This window comes from Bacillus sp. CH_70 (assembly GCF_038007045.1).
GTDB classification, from domain to species: Bacteria; Bacillota; Bacilli; order Bacillales; family Bacillaceae_G; genus Bacillus_A; species Bacillus_A cereus.
In genome coordinates this window covers 3,710,888-3,729,922 of the sequence record NZ_JBBOWL010000001.1, presented here as the reverse complement: position 1 = coordinate 3,729,922, position 19,035 = coordinate 3,710,888, and the positions used below count along the sequence as shown (strand labels likewise).

Sequence of the window (19,035 nt, the reverse complement as noted above, 5' to 3'; positions counted from 1 at the left end):
GAGGTTAAATACATGAGCATTTACGAACATTTTAGGCCTGATGAAGAGGTCTTTGTAGATAAAGTGCTGGAGTGGAAGCGAACAGCGGAGTACCATCAAGTGAAATTAACAGATTTCCTTGATCCAAGACAGCAACAAATTGTTTCTATGGTAATTGGACAAGGAGATGTCGCTGTACAATTTGGTGGTGCAACGCCTAATGCAGAGCGTAAAAGAGCACTCATTTATCCAGACTATCTAGAATTAAATGAAGAAGAATTTCAAGTAGAAGTATTAGAAATTGACTATCCTTCCAAGTTTTATACGCTAGAACATAGGCAAATATTAGGTACATTTATGTCTCTTGGTTTAACGAGAGAAAAATGTGGTGATATTTTGCTGCAAGAAAACCGTGCCCAAATTGTAGTTGCGAAAGAAATCGTATCGTACATTGAGATGAACTTACAAGCAATAGGAAAAGTAAAAGTCTCCTTATCAGCAGTACAAGGAGAACAAATTCTACAAATACATGAAACGTGGGGGGAGAAATCTGGAACGGTTTCTTCACTTCGTTTAGATGTTATGTTAGCTGAAATGTTACATTTATCTAGACAGAAAGTACAACCTTTCATAAAAAATGGTTTAGTAAAAGTCAATTGGAAAACAGTGGAGCAAACTTCTTATGAATGTTATCCAGGAGACGTTTTTTCTGTTAGAGGATATGGCCGAAGTAAATTATTTTCTGTAGAAGGTAGAACAAAACGCGACAAATGGAGAATTTTGTATGGTATACTAAAATGATTGGTTTTTTAGAAGGAAATCCTCCTATTTTGTCGAAGAAAAGATATAATTGAAAGAGGAAATTTAGATAACTACTTGGAGGTGGCGTTGTGCCGTTAACACCATTAGATATTCATAACAAAGAATTTGGTCGCGGATTCCGTGGCTATGATGAAGATCAAGTAAATGAGTTTCTTGATCAAATTATCAAAGATTATGAATTGGTCATTCGTGAGAAAAAAGCTTTAGAAGAAAAAGTTGCGCAGTTAGAAGGGAAGTTAGATCATTTCTCTAATATTGAAGATACGTTAAACAAATCTATCGTTGTTGCGCAAGAAGCAGCGGAAGAAGTAAAACGTAATGCGCAAAAAGAAGCGAAATTAATTGTGCGTGAAGCTGAAAAGAATGCTGATCGTATTATTAACGAAGCATTAGTAAAATCAAGAAAAGTTGCTTTTGATATTGAAGAGCTAAAGAAACAAGCGAAAGTATTCCGAACTCGTTTCCGTATGTTATTAGAAACACAGCTTGAAATGTTAAACAACGATGATTGGGATAAACTAATTGAGTTAGAAGACGAAGTAGATGAACTGTTGAAAAAAGAAGAAACAGTGTAAGCTTGACGTTTTTCTCATTATTACATATAATTTTAAACAACATATTTATTAAGAAAAACGAAGATAGGGATAAGTACCTTTTCAAACCTTATATAGCGAACTGAGGATGGTGTAAGCTCAGGATAAGGAGATAGTGGGAATATCACCCTGGAGTTCCGCGCTGAACAAATAGAGTAAGCGTAGGCGTGTATTCGCGTTAAGAATATAAAGAGGATTCTATACATATGTATATGATCTACTAGGGTGGTACCGCGGGAGACTTTCTCGTCCCTTTTTGGGATGAGAAAGTCTCTTTTTTATTCCGTTTTTTAAGTATTTCTTTTATACATGTAAGGAGGAATTGAGCATGGAGTACAAAAATACATTACTGATGCCGAAAACAGAGTTCCCAATGCGTGGGAACTTACCAAAACGTGAGCCTGCAATGCAAGAAAAATGGGCTGAAATGAATATTTACGAAAAAGTACAAGAACATACAAAAGGTCGTCCTTTATTTGTATTGCATGATGGACCTCCATATGCGAATGGTGACATTCATATGGGACATGCATTAAATAAAGTATTAAAAGACTTTATTGTTCGTTATAAATCAATGACTGGTTTTAGTGCGCCATATGTTCCAGGATGGGATACGCACGGTTTACCAATTGAACAAGCTTTAACAAATAAAGGCGTAAAACGTAAAGAAATGACAGTTGCTGAGTTCCGTAAGTTATGTGCAGAGTATGCATATGAACAAGTAGAACGTCAACGTGAACAATTTAAGCGTTTAGGTGTACGTGCAGATTGGGATAATCCATATATTACTTTAGAGCCAGCTTATGAAGCACAACAAATTAAAGTGTTTGGTGACATGGCGAAAAAAGGTTATATCTATAAAGGTCAAAAACCAGTTTACTGGTCTCCAACGAGTGAATCTGCTTTAGCAGAAGCTGAAATTGAATATCAAGATAAAAAATCAGCATCTATTTACGTAGCATTCCCTGTAAAAGATGGAAAGAATGTATTAGAAGGTGATGAAAAGTACATCATTTGGACAACAACACCTTGGACATTACCTGCAAACTTAGGTATTTCTGTTCACCCAGAGCTTGAATATAGTATTGTAAAAGTAAATGATGAGAAATATATCATTGCTTCTGAGCTGTTTGAGACAGTTGCAAAAACGTTAGAGTGGGAAAATGCTGAAGTTGTGAAAACAGTAAAAGGTAGCGAACTTGAGTACACAGTTGCAAAACATCCATTCTACGATCGTGATTCATTAGTTATGCTAGGAGATCACGTAACAACAGATGCAGGTACAGGTTGTGTTCATACAGCACCAGGACACGGGGAAGATGACTTCGTTGTTGGTAAAAAGTATGGATTAGAAGTACTTTGCCCAGTCGATGATAAAGGTGTATTAACAAATGAAGCACCTGGATTTGAAGGCTTATTCTATGATAAAGCTAACAAGCCAATTACAGAAAAATTAGAAGAAGTAGGCGCGTTACTGAAACTAACATTCATTACACATTCATACCCACATGATTGGAGAACGAAAAAACCAATTATTTTCCGTGCGACAGCACAGTGGTTTGCATCTATTGAAGCATTCCGTAAAGAATTAATAGAAGCTGTAGCGGAAACGAAATGGGTACCAGCATGGGGAGAAACTCGTCTTCATAATATGGTTCGTGACCGTGGTGACTGGTGTATTTCTCGTCAGCGTGCATGGGGTGTGCCAATTCCGGTATTCTATGCTGAGAATGGTGATCCAATTATTACGGATGAAACAATTAACCATGTAGCAGATTTATTCCGTGAACACGGTTCTAACGTATGGTTCGAGCGTGAAGCGAAAGATCTATTACCAGAAGGATTTACACATCCGGGTAGCCCAAATGGCGAATTCCGTAAAGAAACAGACATCATGGATGTATGGTTCGATTCAGGTTCTTCTCACCAAGCGGTATTAGAAGAGCGCGAAGATTTACAGCGTCCAGCTGATTTATATTTAGAAGGATCTGACCAGTATCGTGGTTGGTTTAACTCTTCATTATCAACAGCAGTTGCTGTAACAGGTAAAGCTCCATATAAAGGCGTATTAAGTCACGGTTTCGTACTAGATGGTGAAGGACGTAAAATGAGTAAGTCGATTGGAAACATCGTCGTACCGAAGAAAATTATGGATCAATTAGGCGGAGACATTTTACGCTTATGGGTATCTTCTGTTGACTATCAATCTGACGTACGTATTTCAGATGATATTTTAAAACAAGTAGCAGAAGTGTATCGTAAAATCCGTAACACATTCCGTTTCTTATTAGGAAACTTAGACGACTTTAAGCCAAGTGAAAATGCAGTAGCTGTAGCTGAACTTCGTGAAGTAGATCGTTACATGTTAGTGAAATTAAATGACTTAATTACAAAAGTTAAAGAAGCATATGAGACATACGACTTCGCTGCTGTGTATCATGCAATTCATAACTTCTGTACAATTGATTTAAGTTCATTCTACTTAGACTTTGCAAAAGACATTTTATACATTGAAGGTGCAAATCACGAAGATCGTCGTGCAATTCAAACTGTATTATATGATGTTCTTGTTGCGTTAACAAAACTTGTAACACCAATCTTACCGCATACAGCTGATGAAGTATGGCCATACATTCCAGGCGTAACAGAAGAAAGTGTACAATTAACTGATATGCCAGAAGCTGTACAATTAGATGACGCGGAAGCGTTAAAAACAAAATGGGATGCATTTATGACATTACGTGATGACGTGTTAAAAGCACTAGAAGTAGCTCGTAATGAAAAAGTAATCGGTAAGTCATTAAATGCAAGCATTACGCTATATCCAACTGCAGAAATGAAAGCTATGTTAGAGTCTATTAGCGAAGACTTAAAGCAATTATTCATCGTTTCTGAGTATAAACTTGGTGGTATGATGGATGAAGCGCCAGCAGATGCACCGAAGTATGAACATACAGCGGTTGTTGTTGCTCAAGCAACTGGTGAAACATGTGAACGTTGTTGGGTAGTTTCAGAAACAATTGGTAAAGATGCTGAACATGAAACATTATGTGAGCGTTGTGCAACAGTTGTTAAAGAAAACTATGTAAAATAATAAAAAACTGACTGCTATTCATGCAGTCAGTTTTTTTGTTGATGGCATATCAAAAAAACTTTTCAGACTCTTTCCTGTGAAGGAAAAATGTGTGTGAGGTAAGCAAATAAATTTCGGACACACTAACTGTACATTACAGCTAGGAGGAATGTACACGTGAATGAAATTTACATGGAAATAAAAGAAGAATTGCAATTGATGAGAAAAGAGTTGCAAGAGAGACTAGCTAAAGAAGTAATGCACAAATATGATGTCGAGTTCAGCCAAGAGCTTGGATATGAAATTAAGGAAGAGATAAAGAAAAAATTGCTATTACATGATATAAAAGAGGATTTAAAGGATGTAGAACGCGCATTATTTAAAATGGAAATAGACATGTACGGTATTTGTGAAGAGACGGGGAGATTAATTTCGACAAAGCAAATGAAGACAATGCCGACTGCTCGTACGATTCATGAATTCTTCTATGAAAAGGTAAATGTATGAATACGCACAACGATATTATATTACCTTTTTTTAATTTATTTTATTCTTCTATAAAGGTTCATTGTGAAAAGGTAGCAGCTATGCTAAAATTTTGAGGTACACTGTCTTTGTGGGGGAAATGAAAATGATATATTATGTAATAGCGTTATTTGTCATTGCTATCGATCAAATATCGAAGTGGTTAATTGTAAAGAACATGGAATTGGGTACGAGTATTCCGATTATCGACAATGTATTATACATAACATCACATCGAAATAGAGGCGCTGCTTGGGGTATTTTAGAAAATAAAATGTGGTTCTTCTACATTATTACAGTTGTTTTTGTAGTGTTTATCGTATTTTATATGAAAAAGTATGCGAAAACAGACAAGCTTCTAGGTATTTCGTTAGGTCTAATTTTGGGCGGGGCAATTGGTAACTTTATTGATCGTGTATTTAGACAAGAAGTAGTGGATTTCATTCACGTGTATATTTTCTCGTACAACTATCCAGTATTCAATATAGCTGATTCAGCATTATGTATTGGTGTTGTATTAATTATTATTCAAACATTATTAGAAGGCAAGAAAGCGAAGGAGTAATTGAATGAGTGAAGTAGTACAAGTAACAGTTGCAGCAGAGCAAAAAAACGAGCGAATTGATAAATTCGTTACAGGGATAAATAACGAATGGTCACGTTCACAAGTACAGCAATGGATTAAAGATGATGTTGTGACAGTGAACGGGAAAGCAGTAAAAGTGAATTATAAAGTAAAAGAAGAAGATGAAATTACAGTAACGATTCCTGAGCCAGAAGCGCTAGATATTCAACCAGAGGATTTAAATTTAGAAATTTATTATGAAGATGCAGATGTGCTTGTTGTAAATAAGCCACGTGGCATGGTTGTACATCCAGCACCAGGGCATACAAGTGGTACACTTGTAAACGGCCTTATGCACCATTGTACAGACTTATCAGGCATTAACGGTGTAATGCGTCCAGGTATCGTGCATCGTATTGATAAAGATACATCTGGACTATTAATGGTTGCTAAAAATGATATGGCACATGAATCGCTTGTAAATCAGCTTGTAGCCAAAACAGTAACGAGACGTTACAAAGCGATTGTACACGGTGTGATTCCGCATGATAAGGGAACTATCGATGCACCAATTGGTCGTGATAAGAAAGAGCGTCAAAGTATGACAGTTGATGAAAATGGTAAGAACGCTGTTACACACTTCCAAGTGTTAGAACGTTTTAAAGACTTTACACTTGTAGAATGTCGCTTAGAAACGGGACGTACGCACCAAATTCGTGTTCATATGAAATATATTGGCTATCCACTTGCAGGAGATCCGAAGTATGGTCCGAAGAAAACGTTAGATATGAATGGACAAGCACTTCATGCGGGTATTTTAGGCTTTGATCATCCTCGTACTGGTGAATATATTCAGTTTGAGGCACCGATTCCAGAAGTGTTTGAAGACGCATTAAATATTTTACGAAAATAGTATTGACAAATCATAAGAAAACTGAGATACTGACAACAGTTAAATAATGATCCTTTAACACAGCCCCGTGAGGTTGAGAAGGTAACGGTTTGAAATACTTAGGGTATGTTGTACCCTTTTTTCAAAAGTCCTCTCGCACACGCTGAGAGGACTTTTTTTATACCATTACTCTCACGCAAGAAAAAAAGCTTGGAGGTGTAGAGCATGCAAGAGAAAGCTGTCGTTTTAGATGACCAAATGATTCGCCGCGCTTTAACACGAATTAGTCATGAAATCGTGGAACGAAATAAAGGTGTCGATAATTGTGTTCTTGTCGGAATTAAAACTCGTGGAATTTTTATTGCACAACGTTTGGCAGAACGAATTGGTCAAATTGAAGGAAAAGAAATGGAAGTTGGAGAGTTAGACATTACGTTATATCGTGATGATTTAACACTACAATCCAAAAATAAAGAACCACTTGTAAAAGGTTCTGATATCCCTGTAGATATTACGAAGAAAAAAGTTATCCTCGTTGATGACGTATTATATACAGGAAGAACAGTTCGAGCAGCAATGGATGCTCTTATGGATTTAGGTAGACCATCTCAAATTCAATTGGCGGTTCTTGTTGATAGAGGTCATCGTGAATTACCAATTCGCGCTGATTATGTAGGAAAGAACATTCCAACATCAAGTGAAGAGCGTATCGAAGTTGATTTGCAAGAGACAGATCAACAAGATCGAGTAAGCATATACGATAAGTAAAGCCCTTTTAAATGTAGTCCTGTGAGGCTGCCAAAGGGTCTTGGCTTTCATATGTCAAATTTGGCATACGAAAGTATAGGACTCTTTGTGCACAGGCACAAAGAGTTTTTTTATTGCAAAGATTTAAACTGAAGGAGGATGTAACAATGGAACAAAAGCCAGTGTTAGACGTTAATGAAGTACCGAAACCGGGAAAATGGTTATTTTTAAGTATACAACATTTGTTCGCGATGTTTGGATCAACAGTGCTTGTTCCGTTTTTAACAGGATTGAATCCATCAGTAGCATTAATATCAAGTGGATTAGGAACGCTAGCGTTTCTTCTTATAACGAAAGGTCAAGTACCAGCATATTTAGGATCATCATTCGCCTTTATCGCACCGATTATAACAGCGAAAACGGCAGGTGGGCCGGGAGCAGCAATGCTTGGTGGTTTACTAGCAGGGCTTGTGTACATCTTAATCTCACTCGGAATTAAGAAATCAGGATCAGAGTGGATTATGAAACTACTACCACCAATCGTAGTTGGTCCAGTAGTAATGGTAATCGGTCTAGCTTTAGCACATACAGCGGTTAACATGGCGATGAACGGTGCGGATGGCAAATACAGCTTTACACATTTTTCAGTAGCATTAGTAACATTAGCAATTACAATCATTTGCTCGATATTCGGAAGAGGATTTTTCAGTATCATACCAGTGTTACTTGGCATTATCGGCGGATATATCTTCGCTTACTTCCAAGGGCTAGTAGACTTAAAGCCGGTAGCTGAGGCAAAATGGTTTGTTGTACCAGATTTCACAGTACCATTTGTAACATACACACCAGAGTTTTCATGGAAGATTGTACTCTTGATGGTACCAGTTGCACTAGTAACAATATCAGAACATATCGGACATCAAATTGTACTTGGAAATGTTATTAAAAGAGATTTAATTGAAAAACCAGGTTTACACCGTTCGATCTTCGGTGACGGAGTAGCAACATTAATTGCATCACTAATCGGTGGGCCACCGAATACAACGTATGGTGAAAACATCGGTGTGCTAGCAATTACGAGAGCATACAGTGTATACTTATTCATCGGTTCAGCAGTATTCGCAATCATGTTCGGATTTATCGGTAAGATTTCTGCACTGATTCATTCGATCCCAACACCAGTTATGGGCGGGGTATCAATCTTACTATTCGGTGTAATCGCATCAAGCGGATTACGCATGATGGTAGATGATAAAACAGATTTAAGTGACAAACGAAACTTAATGATTGCATCAGTAATACTAGTAATCGGTATTGGTGGAGCGGTACTTCACGTAGGGGATTCATTCCAAGTCGAAGGAATGGCGCTTGCAGCAATTGTAGGTGTACTGTTAAATCTACTACTACCAGAAACAAAACAAGAAAAACATACAAAACAATCTAAGCAGATTGCTTCATAAAAATAACCTTTTAATTCAGTCCTGTGAGACAGAAAAGGGTGGCTTCTTCCTTGCACCCTAGTCTTACATGACTAGGGTATTTTTATGCAAAGGTTGTTATAAAAATACAAAAGTGGTAACATAAAAATCAGAAAGATGAGGGATGACGATGAGCCATTTGTTAACGATGAGTGAATTATCGGAAGTAGAAATTTCAGAAATCCTAAAAGACGCAGAAGATTTTGCGAATGGAAAAGAGAGCAAAACGACAGAGCAAACTTTTGTTGCAAACTTGTTCTTTGAGAATAGTACGAGAACGAGATTTAGCTTTGAAGTTGCTGAGAAGAGATTAGGACTAGATGTTTTAAACTTTTCAGCTGATGCATCTAGCGTACAAAAAGGAGAAACTTTATACGATACGATAAGAACACTAGAATCAATCGGAACAAAAGCAGTGGTCATCCGCCATGAGCAAGATCGCTACTTCGATGAACTAAAAGATCAGGTGAATATCCCGATCTTAAACGCTGGAGATGGATGTGGAAACCACCCAACGCAGTGCCTACTCGACCTTCTTACAATTAAACAAGAGTTTGGAAGATTTGAAGGTTTGAAGATTGCAATAGTAGGAGATGTTCGTCATAGCCGAGTAGCACGTTCTAATGCAGAAGCATTAACGAAGCTTGGTGCAACAATTTACTTTGCAAGTCCAGAAGAGTGGAAAGGTGAAGACAACACATTTGGAACATACAAACCATTAGATGAACTTGTTCCAGAAGTGGATGTAATGATGTTACTCCGTGTACAACATGAGCGTCATGATCATTATGAAACAGACATTATGAAAGAATATCATGAGAAACACGGATTAACAGTAGAAAGAGAAAAGCGTATGAAAGAAGGAAGCATTATTATGCATCCAGCTCCTGTAAACCGTGATGTTGAAATTGCAAGTGAACTTGTTGAGTGTGAGCGTTCACGCATATTTAAACAAATGGAAAATGGAGTTTACGTAAGAATGGCTGTACTAAAACGCGCCTTACCAAATGTATTAGGAGGAATGAAACATGAATTACTTGTTTAAAAATGGTCGTTATATGAATGAAGAAGGAAAAATTGTAGCAACAGATCTTCTCGTACAAGACGGTAAAATCGCTAAGGTAGCAGAAAATATTACGGCAGATAATGCTGAAGTAATCGATGTGAACGGAAAGTTAATCGCACCTGGATTAGTAGATGTACACGTACATCTTCGTGAACCAGGTGGTGAACATAAAGAAACAATTGAAACAGGTACACTAGCAGCGGCAAAAGGTGGATTCACTACAATTTGTGCAATGCCAAATACACGTCCAGTACCAGATTGCAGAGAACATATGGAAGACTTGCAAAATCGTATTAAAGAAAAAGCCCATGTCAACGTACTACCATACGGAGCAATTACAGTACGTCAAGCTGGTTCTGAAATGACAGATTTCGAAACATTAAAAGAACTTGGAGCATTTGCTTTCACAGATGACGGCGTAGGCGTACAAGATGCGAGCATGATGTTAGCGGCTATGAAACGTGCAGCAAAATTAGATATGGCAGTAGTTGCGCACTGTGAAGAGAATACGCTTATTAATAAAGGTTGTGTACATGAAGGGAAGTTTTCTGAGAAACACGGATTAAACGGTATCCCATCAGTATGTGAATCTGTACATATTGCAAGGGATATATTGCTTGCGGAAGCAGCAGATTGTCACTATCACGTATGTCACGTAAGTACGAAAGGTTCAGTACGTGTAATCCGTGATGCGAAACGCGCTGGAATTAAAGTAACAGCAGAAGTAACACCACATCACCTAGTGTTATGTGAAGATGATATCCCATCAGCTGATCCTAATTTTAAAATGAACCCACCGCTTCGTGGAAAAGAAGACCATGCAGCATTAATTGAAGGTTTATTAGATGGAACGATCGATATGATCGCAACTGACCATGCACCGCATACAGCGGAAGAGAAAGCACAAGGAATTGAAAGAGCACCATTCGGAATTACTGGTTTTGAAACAGCATTCCCGCTTCTATACACAAACCTTGTGAAAAAAGGAGTTATTACGCTAGAACAATTAATTCAATATTTAACAGAAAAGCCAGCTGATACATTCGGCTTAGAAGCAGGTCGCCTGAAAGAAGGTAGAACAGCTGATATTACAATCATTGATTTAGAACAAGAAGAAGAGATTGATCCAACAACATTCTTATCAAAAGGAAAAAATACACCATTCGCAGGTTGGAAATGCCAAGGATGGCCGGTAATGACAATCGTTGGTGGTAAGATCGCATGGCAAAAGGAGAGTGCATTAGTATGAAAAGACAACTTATCTTAGAAGATGGAACAGTATTAATTGGAAAAGGTTTCGGAGGAGAAATCGAAAAGTCAGGTGAGGTTGTATTTACAACAGGAATGACTGGATATCAAGAAACATTATCTGATCCATCATATTGCGGTCAAATCGTAACATTCACGTACCCATTAATCGGAAACTACGGCATTAACCGTGACGATTTCGAATCGATTCACCCATCTGTAAATGGTTTAATCGTAAACGAAATTTGTGATCATCCATCAAACTTCCGTAATGAAATTTCGTTAAATGATTACTTAAAAGAAAGAAACATCCCGGGATTAGCAGGAATTGATACGAGAAAATTAACGAGAAAAATTCGTCAATACGGTACATTACGCGGACGCCTTTGTAACATGGATGCAGATGTAGAATACATCGTGAGCCAATTAAAAGCGACAGTATTTACAGATCACGTGAAACGCGTATCAACGAAAGATCCATACCCAAGTCCAGGACGCGGACACCGAGTTGTACTTGTAGACTTCGGAATGAAACATGGTATTTTACGAGAATTAAATAAGCGTGACTGTGATGTAATTGTAGTTCCTTACAACACAACAGCAGAAGAAATTTTACGCCTTAGCCCAGATGGAATTATGTTAAGTAACGGACCTGGGGATCCAAAAGATGTACCAGAAGCAATTGAAATGTTAAAAGACATTATCGGTAAAGTTCCTTTATTCGGAATTTGCCTAGGACATCAATTGTTCGCTCTAGCATCTGGTGCAAATACAAGTAAGTTGAAATTCGGTCACCGTGGTTTAAACCATCCAGTAAAAAATCTTGCAACTGGAAAAGTAGCAATTACATCTCAAAACCATGGTTACGCAGTAGAAGAAGAATCAGTTGAAAATACAGAGCTTGAAATTACACATGTTGCTTTAAATGATGGAACAGTAGAAGGTCTTCGTCATAAGAAGTTCCCAGCATTTACAGTACAATACCATCCAGAAGCTTCAGCAGGACCTGAAGATGCAAATGATTTATTCGAAGATTTCTTAGCAATGATTGAAAACTTCAAGAAAGAAGGGGAAGAGTTATGCCAAAACGCCTAGACATTAACACAATTTTAGTAATCGGATCAGGACCAATTGTAATTGGGCAAGCAGCGGAGTTTGACTACTCTGGTACACAAGCTTGTCAATCTCTAAGAGAAGAAGGTTACAAAGTAATCCTTGTTAACTCTAACCCAGCAACAATTATGACAGATACTGCAACAGCAGATAAAGTATATATCGAACCATTAACATTAGAATTCGTAAGCCGTATTATTCGTAAAGAACGTCCAGATGCAATCTTACCAACATTAGGTGGTCAAACAGGGTTAAATATGGCTGTTGAACTTGCGAAATCAGGCATACTTGAAGAATGCGGAGTTGAAATTTTAGGAACGAAATTATCAGCTATCGAGCAAGCGGAGGATCGCGATTTATTCCGTACATTAATGCAGGATTTAAATGAACCAATTCCATCTAGTACGATCATTCATACGCTGGAAGAAGCACATGAATTTGTAAAAGAAATTGGTTATCCAGTTATTGTTCGCCCAGCATTTACAATGGGAGGAACAGGTGGCGGAATTTGTAGTAATGAAGAAGAACTAATTGAAATCGTATCCGGTGGATTAAAACATAGTCCAGTAACACAATGTTTATTAGAAAAGAGCATTGCTGGTTGTAAGGAAATTGAATATGAAGTAATGCGTGATTCGAATGATAACGCGATTGTAGTATGTAACATGGAAAACATCGATCCAGTTGGGGTTCACACAGGTGATTCTATCGTAGTAGCACCAAGCCAAACATTAAGCGACCGTGAATATCAAATGTTACGAAACACTTCATTACGAATTATTCGTGCATTAGGAATTGAAGGTGGATGTAACGTTCAGCTTGCACTAGATCCACATAGCTTCCAATACTATGTAATCGAAGTAAACCCACGTGTAAGTCGTTCATCTGCACTAGCATCTAAAGCGACTGGATATCCAATTGCAAAATTAGCAGCGAAAATTGCAGTCGGCTTAACATTAGATGAAATCATAAACCCAGTAACACAAAAAACTTACGCTTGCTTCGAGCCAGCATTAGACTATGTTGTTTCAAAAATTCCACGCTGGCCATTTGATAAGTTTGAATCAGCAAACAGAACACTTGGTACACAAATGAAGGCAACTGGTGAAGTTATGTCAATCGGACGTAACTTAGAGCAATCATTATTAAAAGCAGTTCGTTCTTTAGAGCTTGGCATTTATCACTTAGAATTAGACCACTTAAAAGAACTTGATAAAGAAACAATGAAAAAACGCATTATTAAAGCAGACGATGAGCGACTGTTTATTGTAGCAGAAGCAATTCGTCAAGGTGTAACGAAAGAAGAAATCAACGAATGGTGTGAAATGGACTTCTTCTTCTTACAAAAAATTGAAAACATCGTAAATATGGAACGCGAAGTAAAAGCGAATGTAGGAAATATGGAAGTACTACAAGCTGCGAAAGAAATGGGCTTCAGTGATCACTACATTGCAGCTGCTTGGAACAAAACGGAGCGTGAAATTTACGATATGCGTAAAGAAAGCAATATAACTCCTGTTTATAAAATGGTAGATACTTGTGCGGCAGAGTTTGAATCTGCAACACCATACTACTACAGCACATATGGTGATGAGAATGAATCGGTTATAACAGATCGTAAGAGTGTTGTTGTACTAGGGTCTGGTCCAATCCGTATCGGTCAAGGGGTTGAGTTTGACTATGCAACAGTTCACTCTGTATGGGCAATTAAAGAAGCTGGATATGAGGCAATCATTGTTAATAACAATCCAGAAACAGTTTCAACAGACTTCAGTATTTCTGACAAATTATACTTTGAACCATTAACAATCGAAGATGTAATGCACATCATTGATTTAGAAAAACCAGAAGGCGTTATTGTTCAGTTCGGTGGACAAACGGCAATTAACTTAGCGGCGAAATTAGAGGCTCACGGTGTGAAAATCTTAGGAACATCACTTGAAGACTTAGACCGTGCAGAAGATCGTGATAAATTTGAAGCTGCTTTAACAAAACTTGGTATCCCGCAACCAGTTGGTAAAACAGCAACGACTGTAGAACAAGCGGTAGCAATCGCAGAAGAAATTGGTTATCCAGTATTAGTAAGACCATCTTACGTACTAGGTGGACGTGCGATGGAAATCGTATATCGTCAAGAAGAACTGCTGCACTACATGAAAAATGCAGTTAAAGTTCATGCAGACCACCCAGTATTAATCGACCGTTACATGGTTGGTAAAGAAATTGAAGTAGATGCAATTTCAGATGGTGAGAATGTATTCATTCCAGGTATTATGGAACATATTGAACGCGCTGGAGTTCACTCTGGTGACTCAATTGGAGTATATCCACCACAAAGTTTATCTGAAAAACTAAAAGAACAAATCATTGAACATACAATTGCACTTGGAAAAGGATTAAACATTGTTGGATTACTAAATATCCAGTTTGTAGTATTCAAAGATCAAGTGTACGTAATTGAAGTAAACCCACGTGCAAGCCGTACAGTACCGTTCTTAAGTAAAATTACAGGCGTACCGATGGCGAATGTTGCAACGAAAGTTATTTTAGGGCAAGACCTAGTAGAGCAAGGATACGGAACGGGCTATCACCCAGAAGAGAAAGAAGTATATGTAAAAGCTCCGGTATTCTCATTCGCGAAACTACGTTCAGTTGATACAACATTAGGACCTGAAATGAAATCAACAGGGGAAGTAATGGGTAAAGACTTAACGCTTGAAAAAGCATTATATAAAGGATTAGTTGCTTCAGGAATTAACATCCCAACGCACGGATCAGTAATCATTACTGTAGCGGATAAAGATAAAGAAGAGGCGATGGAAATTGCAAAACGTTTCCACGAAATCGGCTATAACTTATTAGCAACAGCTGGAACAGCACAATCATTAGAAGAGCAAAATATCCCAGTACAAGTTGTAAACAAAATTGATTCTGAAGACTACAACTTACTAGATATTATCCGTCAAGGAAAAGCACAGTTTGTAATTAACACATTAACAAAAGGTAAACAACCAGCGCGTGATGGTTTCCGCATTCGCCGTGAATCAGTAGAAAATGGCGTGGCTTGCTTAACATCACTTGATACAACAAGAGCAATCTTACGAGTATTAGAATCTATGACATTCTCAGCTCATTCAATGAAAGAAATTACGCAAACAAAGCGTCACGAGGTGGTACATGCATGATGCAAAAGCAAAATATGATCGTCGTTAATCAAAAAGAAATCGCAAAAAACATTTACGAGTTAGTGCTTCAAGGAACTTTAGTACAGCAAATGAACGAACCAGGGCAGTTTGTACACATTAAGGTAGCAGAGGGCATTGCGCCCCTTCTGCGCCGCCCGATTAGTATTTGTAATGTAGATCAAGAGAAGAACGAATTTACAATGCTATATCGTGCGGAAGGACAAGGGACAAAAACATTAGCAACTAGAAAACAAGGTGAAATGGTAGACGTACTAGGACCACTAGGACACGGTTTTCCTGTAGAAGAAGCTGAAGCTGGTCAAACAGCTTTACTAGTAGGCGGGGGGATTGGTGTACCACCACTTTATGAACTATCACAGCGCCTCGTTGCAAAAGGTGTACGTGTAATTCACATCTTAGGTTTTCAAACGAAAGATGTAGTTTTCTATGAAGAAAAATTTGCAGAACTTGGTGATACGTACGTTGCGACAGTAGATGGTACACACGGTACAAAAGGATTTGTCACAGATGTAATTGATAATTACGGAATTGACTTTGATATTCTTTATTCATGTGGTCCGTTAGCGATGCTTCGTGCATTAGAAGGACGTTACAAAGAGAAAAAAGCCTATATTTCATTAGAAGAACGTATGGGCTGCGGTATTGGAGCTTGTTTCGCATGTGTATGCCACTTACAAGAAGATCCAAGTGGACATTCTTACAAGAAGGTGTGTAGCGACGGACCAGTATTTCCAATCGGGGAGGTTGTACTATGAACAGATTGCAAGTTGAATTACCAGGATTATCATTAAAAAATCCAATTATACCGGCATCTGGATGCTTTGGATTTGGTCGTGAATATGCACAGTTTTACGATTTAAGTGTACTAGGATCAATCATGATTAAAGCGACGACAGAACAACCACGCTATGGAAATCCAACGCCTCGTGTTGCTGAAACACCGGGCGGCATGTTAAATGCGATCGGACTTCAAAACCCAGGGTTAGAAAAAGTAATGAATTCTGAATTACCATGGTTAGAACAATTTGACCTTCCAATCATTGCGAACGTTGCAGGCTCACAAGCTGAGGATTACGTAGCGGTTGCAAAGGAAATTTCTAAAGCGCCTAATGTCCATGCACTAGAATTAAATATTTCTTGTCCGAACGTAAAAACAGGTGGTATCGCCTTTGGTACAAATCCTGAAATTGCTGCTGATTTAACGAAGCGAGTAAAAGAGGTTTCTGAAGTACCTGTATACGTGAAGTTGTCACCAAACGTGGCAAACATAGTGGAAATTGCAAAAGCGATTGAAAATGCAGGTGCAGATGGTTTAACGATGATTAATACATTGCTTGGTATGCGTTTAGATTTAAAAACAGCTAAACCAATTTTAGCAAACCGTACAGGCGGATTATCAGGTCCTGCGATTAAGCCAGTAGCAATTCGTATGGTACATGAAGTAAGCCAAGCGGTTAACATTCCAATTATCGGAATGGGTGGTATTGAAACAGCGGAAGATGTAATTGAATTCTTCTACGCTGGCGCAAGCGCAGTTGCAGTAGGTACAGCGAACTTTATCGATCCGTTCGTATGTCCGACAATTATTGAAGAGTTACCAGCATTACTAGATGAATTAGGATTTGATCACATTTCGGAATGTCAAGGAAGGAGCTGGAAGCAAACATGTCACAGTCGTTAATCGTTGCACTAGATTTTCCAGGGAAACAAGATGTAGAACAATTCTTGCGCCACTTTGAAGGGGAAGAGTTATTTGTCAAAGTTGGTATGGAGTTATTTTACAAAGAAGGCCCTGCAATTATTACGTACTTAAAAGAAAAAGGACATAAGATTTTTCTAGATTTAAAACTTCATGATATTCCGAATACAGTAAAAAGCGCTATGCGTAGCCTAGCTAGTCTAGATGTTGATATGGTAAATGTTCATGCTGCTGGGGGAAGCAGCATGATGAAAGCTGCGATTGAGGGATTAGAGGAAGGTAAGCAAGAAGGAAAAGAGAGACCGATTTGTATTGCAGTTACACAACTAACAAGCACTTCGGAAGCTATGATGAAAAAAGAGATTGGCATTGAGAAGACGTTAGAAGAAGCGGTTGCTCATTATGCAAAACTAACGAAAGAAAGTGGACTTGATGGCGTTGTTTGCTCAACGCTTGAAGTTCCAAAATTACGTGAAGTATGCGGGAATGAATTTGTAACAGTAACACCGGGGATTCGTCTTGCAAGCGATGATGTAAATGACCAGGTGCGCGTAGCAACACCGAAACGTGCGAGGGAACTTGGCTCAAGCTACATCGTAGTTGGACGTAGTATTACAAAAGCAGAAAATCCGCTTGAAGCGTATAAAACAGTAAAACAACAGTGGGAAGGTGTAACAGTATGAAAAAAGAAATCGCATCGCATTTATTAGAAATTGGAGCAGTATTTTTACAACCGAATGATCCATTCACATGGTCTTCAGGTATGAAATCACCAATTTATTGTGATAACCGTTTAACTTTATCTTATCCAAAAGTACGTCAAGCGATTGCAGCTGGATTAGAAGAGTTAATTAAAGAGAACTTCCCAACTGTAGAAGTTATTGCAGGAACAGCAACTGCTGGTATTGCGCACGCTGCATGGGTAAGCGATCGTATGGATTTACCAATGTGCTACGTACGTAGTAAAGCAAAAGGCCACGGTAAAGGGAATCAAATTGAAGGAAAAGCTGAAAAAGGTCAAAAAGTTGTAGTAGTAGAAGACTTAATTTCAACTGGCGGAAGTGCAATTACATGTGTAGAAGCACTTCGCGAAGCTGGCTGTGAAGTATTAGGAATCGTATCAATCTTCACATACGAGCTAGAAGCAGGAAAAGAAAAGCTAGAAGCAGCTAACGTAGCATCATATTCTTTAAGTGATTACAGTGCATTAACTGAAGTTGCAGCAGAAAAAGGTATGATCGGACAAGCTGAAACGAAAAAATTACAAGAGTGGCGTAAAAATCCAGCTAACGAAGCTTGGATCACAGCGTAACATGAAAAAAATGACCGCGGGGGAACGCGGTCGTTTTTTTTATTATTGTTAAAACTTCATGTAAAGAACAGATAGTAGGAATATCGTACTTGAGTTGTGAGTTATCTCGATTTAACCATATCCCTTGCATCCCAGCTGCTGTACTACTAATCGCATCAGTCTCTAATCGATCGCCAATATAATAGCAATCTTTCATTTCAAGGTTCGATTGTAATACGGTTCTGTGAAAAATTTCAGGATCTGGTTTCGATATACCAAGTTCACTAGAAGTAAATATATATTTGAAATGTTTTAAAATGTTTAGGGCAGTTAATTTTTCGACTTGTTGTTCATAGTCACCATTACTAATGATACCTAATGAGTGACCGCCTTGCTGCAAGTTCTGTAATGTATAGTGTACATCTTCAAACGCGGTCCAGTTGTTCTTATATAGTTCTATATATTGATTAAATCTATGCTGAGATTCTTTGGGTGATAGGTTTACTCCATATGTTTTAAATAAATGATACATTCGCATTACTTGTTGTTCTTGAAAAGATAATTCCCTGGATAAAAATTTGTTGAAATATTCTTCTGATAATTCATGCCAGACTTTCGTTGTCTCTAATTCATTGCCTGAAAAAATAGTATTATATATTTGAAAAAAATCTATAATACCATTTCTTTCAGCAGCCTCATAATCAAGTAAAGTTCCATCAATATCAAAGAAAATCATAT

Annotated in this window: 17 protein-coding genes and 1 other annotated feature; of the genes, 16 read left to right on the top strand and 1 reads right to left on the bottom strand. The window is 38.0% G+C overall.

Going from position 1 to position 19,035, the window contains the following annotated elements:
- Positions 1-12: 12 nt before the first annotated feature.
- From N2V79_RS18735 to pyrE, 16 genes are all read left to right on the top strand, one after another.
- Positions 13-780 carry a YlmH family RNA-binding protein gene (locus N2V79_RS18735; protein ID WP_000029713.1) on the top strand — a complete coding sequence of 256 codons (768 nt, stop codon included), beginning with the start codon at positions 13-15 and terminating at the stop codon, positions 778-780.
- A gap of 89 nt (positions 781-869) precedes the next feature.
- Complete coding sequence (gene divIVA, locus N2V79_RS18730) at positions 870-1,376, top strand: septum site-determining protein DivIVA (RefSeq protein WP_001131611.1); 507 nt, start codon at positions 870-872, stop codon at positions 1,374-1,376.
- 51 nt (positions 1,377-1,427) lie between these two features.
- Positions 1,428-1,651, top strand: a binding site (T-box leader).
- Positions 1,652-1,722: 71 nt separating this feature from the next.
- Positions 1,723-4,488, top strand: coding sequence for an isoleucine--tRNA ligase (gene ileS2, locus N2V79_RS18725; protein ID WP_000455951.1), 2,766 nt, complete (start codon positions 1,723-1,725; stop codon positions 4,486-4,488).
- A gap of 156 nt (positions 4,489-4,644) precedes the next feature.
- On the top strand, positions 4,645-4,974 hold the full coding sequence (locus N2V79_RS18720) for a molecular chaperone DnaK (protein ID WP_001002956.1): 330 nt from the start codon (positions 4,645-4,647) through the stop codon (positions 4,972-4,974).
- A gap of 124 nt (positions 4,975-5,098) precedes the next feature.
- Positions 5,099-5,557: a lipoprotein signal peptidase LspA gene (gene lspA, locus N2V79_RS18715; protein ID WP_000642180.1), complete on the top strand. Its 459-nt coding sequence runs from the start codon at positions 5,099-5,101 to the stop codon at positions 5,555-5,557.
- Between the two features lie 4 nt (positions 5,558-5,561).
- Positions 5,562-6,470 (top strand): RluA family pseudouridine synthase, encoded by a 909-nt coding sequence (locus N2V79_RS18710; RefSeq protein ID WP_000005832.1) that lies wholly within the window; start codon positions 5,562-5,564, stop codon positions 6,468-6,470.
- 204 nt (positions 6,471-6,674) lie between these two features.
- Positions 6,675-7,217: a bifunctional pyrimidine operon transcriptional regulator/uracil phosphoribosyltransferase gene (pyrR, locus tag N2V79_RS18705; RefSeq protein WP_001156491.1), complete on the top strand. Its 543-nt coding sequence runs from the start codon at positions 6,675-6,677 to the stop codon at positions 7,215-7,217.
- 146 nt (positions 7,218-7,363) lie between these two features.
- A complete protein-coding gene (gene uraA, locus N2V79_RS18700) occupies positions 7,364-8,656 on the top strand; it encodes a uracil permease (protein ID WP_053563749.1) in 1,293 nt (430 codons plus the stop codon).
- A gap of 148 nt (positions 8,657-8,804) precedes the next feature.
- Positions 8,805-9,719, top strand: coding sequence for an aspartate carbamoyltransferase (gene pyrB, locus N2V79_RS18695; protein ID WP_000018860.1), 915 nt, complete (start codon positions 8,805-8,807; stop codon positions 9,717-9,719).
- The gene (gene pyrC / locus N2V79_RS18690) at positions 9,703-10,989 is read left to right on the top strand and encodes a dihydroorotase (protein ID WP_001108371.1); all 1,287 of its coding nucleotides are present in this window, start codon (positions 9,703-9,705) and stop codon (positions 10,987-10,989) included. The genes pyrB and pyrC overlap by 17 nt, the downstream gene beginning before the upstream one ends.
- Positions 10,986-12,083, top strand: coding sequence for a carbamoyl phosphate synthase small subunit (locus N2V79_RS18685; protein ID WP_000828670.1), 1,098 nt, complete (start codon positions 10,986-10,988; stop codon positions 12,081-12,083). The genes pyrC and N2V79_RS18685 overlap by 4 nt, the downstream gene beginning before the upstream one ends.
- Positions 12,068-15,286, top strand: a complete 3,219-nt coding sequence (gene carB, locus N2V79_RS18680; protein WP_001126128.1) for a carbamoyl-phosphate synthase large subunit — start codon at positions 12,068-12,070, stop codon at positions 15,284-15,286. Before N2V79_RS18685 ends, carB begins: the two co-directional genes overlap by 16 nt.
- Positions 15,283-16,062, top strand: a complete 780-nt coding sequence (gene pyrK, locus N2V79_RS18675) for a dihydroorotate oxidase B electron transfer subunit (protein ID WP_000983359.1) — start codon at positions 15,283-15,285, stop codon at positions 16,060-16,062. The genes carB and pyrK overlap by 4 nt, the downstream gene beginning before the upstream one ends.
- Complete coding sequence (gene pyrD, locus N2V79_RS18670) at positions 16,059-16,988, top strand: dihydroorotate oxidase B catalytic subunit (RefSeq protein ID WP_001081057.1); 930 nt, start codon at positions 16,059-16,061, stop codon at positions 16,986-16,988. The genes pyrK and pyrD overlap by 4 nt, the downstream gene beginning before the upstream one ends.
- A complete protein-coding gene (gene pyrF / locus N2V79_RS18665; protein ID WP_000083496.1) occupies positions 16,973-17,689 on the top strand; it encodes an orotidine-5'-phosphate decarboxylase in 717 nt (238 codons plus the stop codon). The genes pyrD and pyrF overlap by 16 nt, the downstream gene beginning before the upstream one ends.
- Complete coding sequence (gene pyrE, locus N2V79_RS18660; protein WP_053563751.1) at positions 17,686-18,318, top strand: orotate phosphoribosyltransferase; 633 nt, start codon at positions 17,686-17,688, stop codon at positions 18,316-18,318. The genes pyrF and pyrE overlap by 4 nt, the downstream gene beginning before the upstream one ends.
- On the opposite strand, the gene N2V79_RS18655 is transcribed toward pyrE, so the two are convergent.
- The gene (locus N2V79_RS18655; protein ID WP_340720134.1) at positions 18,308-19,033 is read right to left on the bottom strand and encodes an HAD family hydrolase; all 726 of its coding nucleotides are present in this window, start codon (positions 19,031-19,033) and stop codon (positions 18,308-18,310) included. The two genes, pyrE and N2V79_RS18655, sit on opposite strands and share 11 nt — an antisense overlap.
- Between the last annotated feature and the right edge of the window lie 2 nt (positions 19,034-19,035).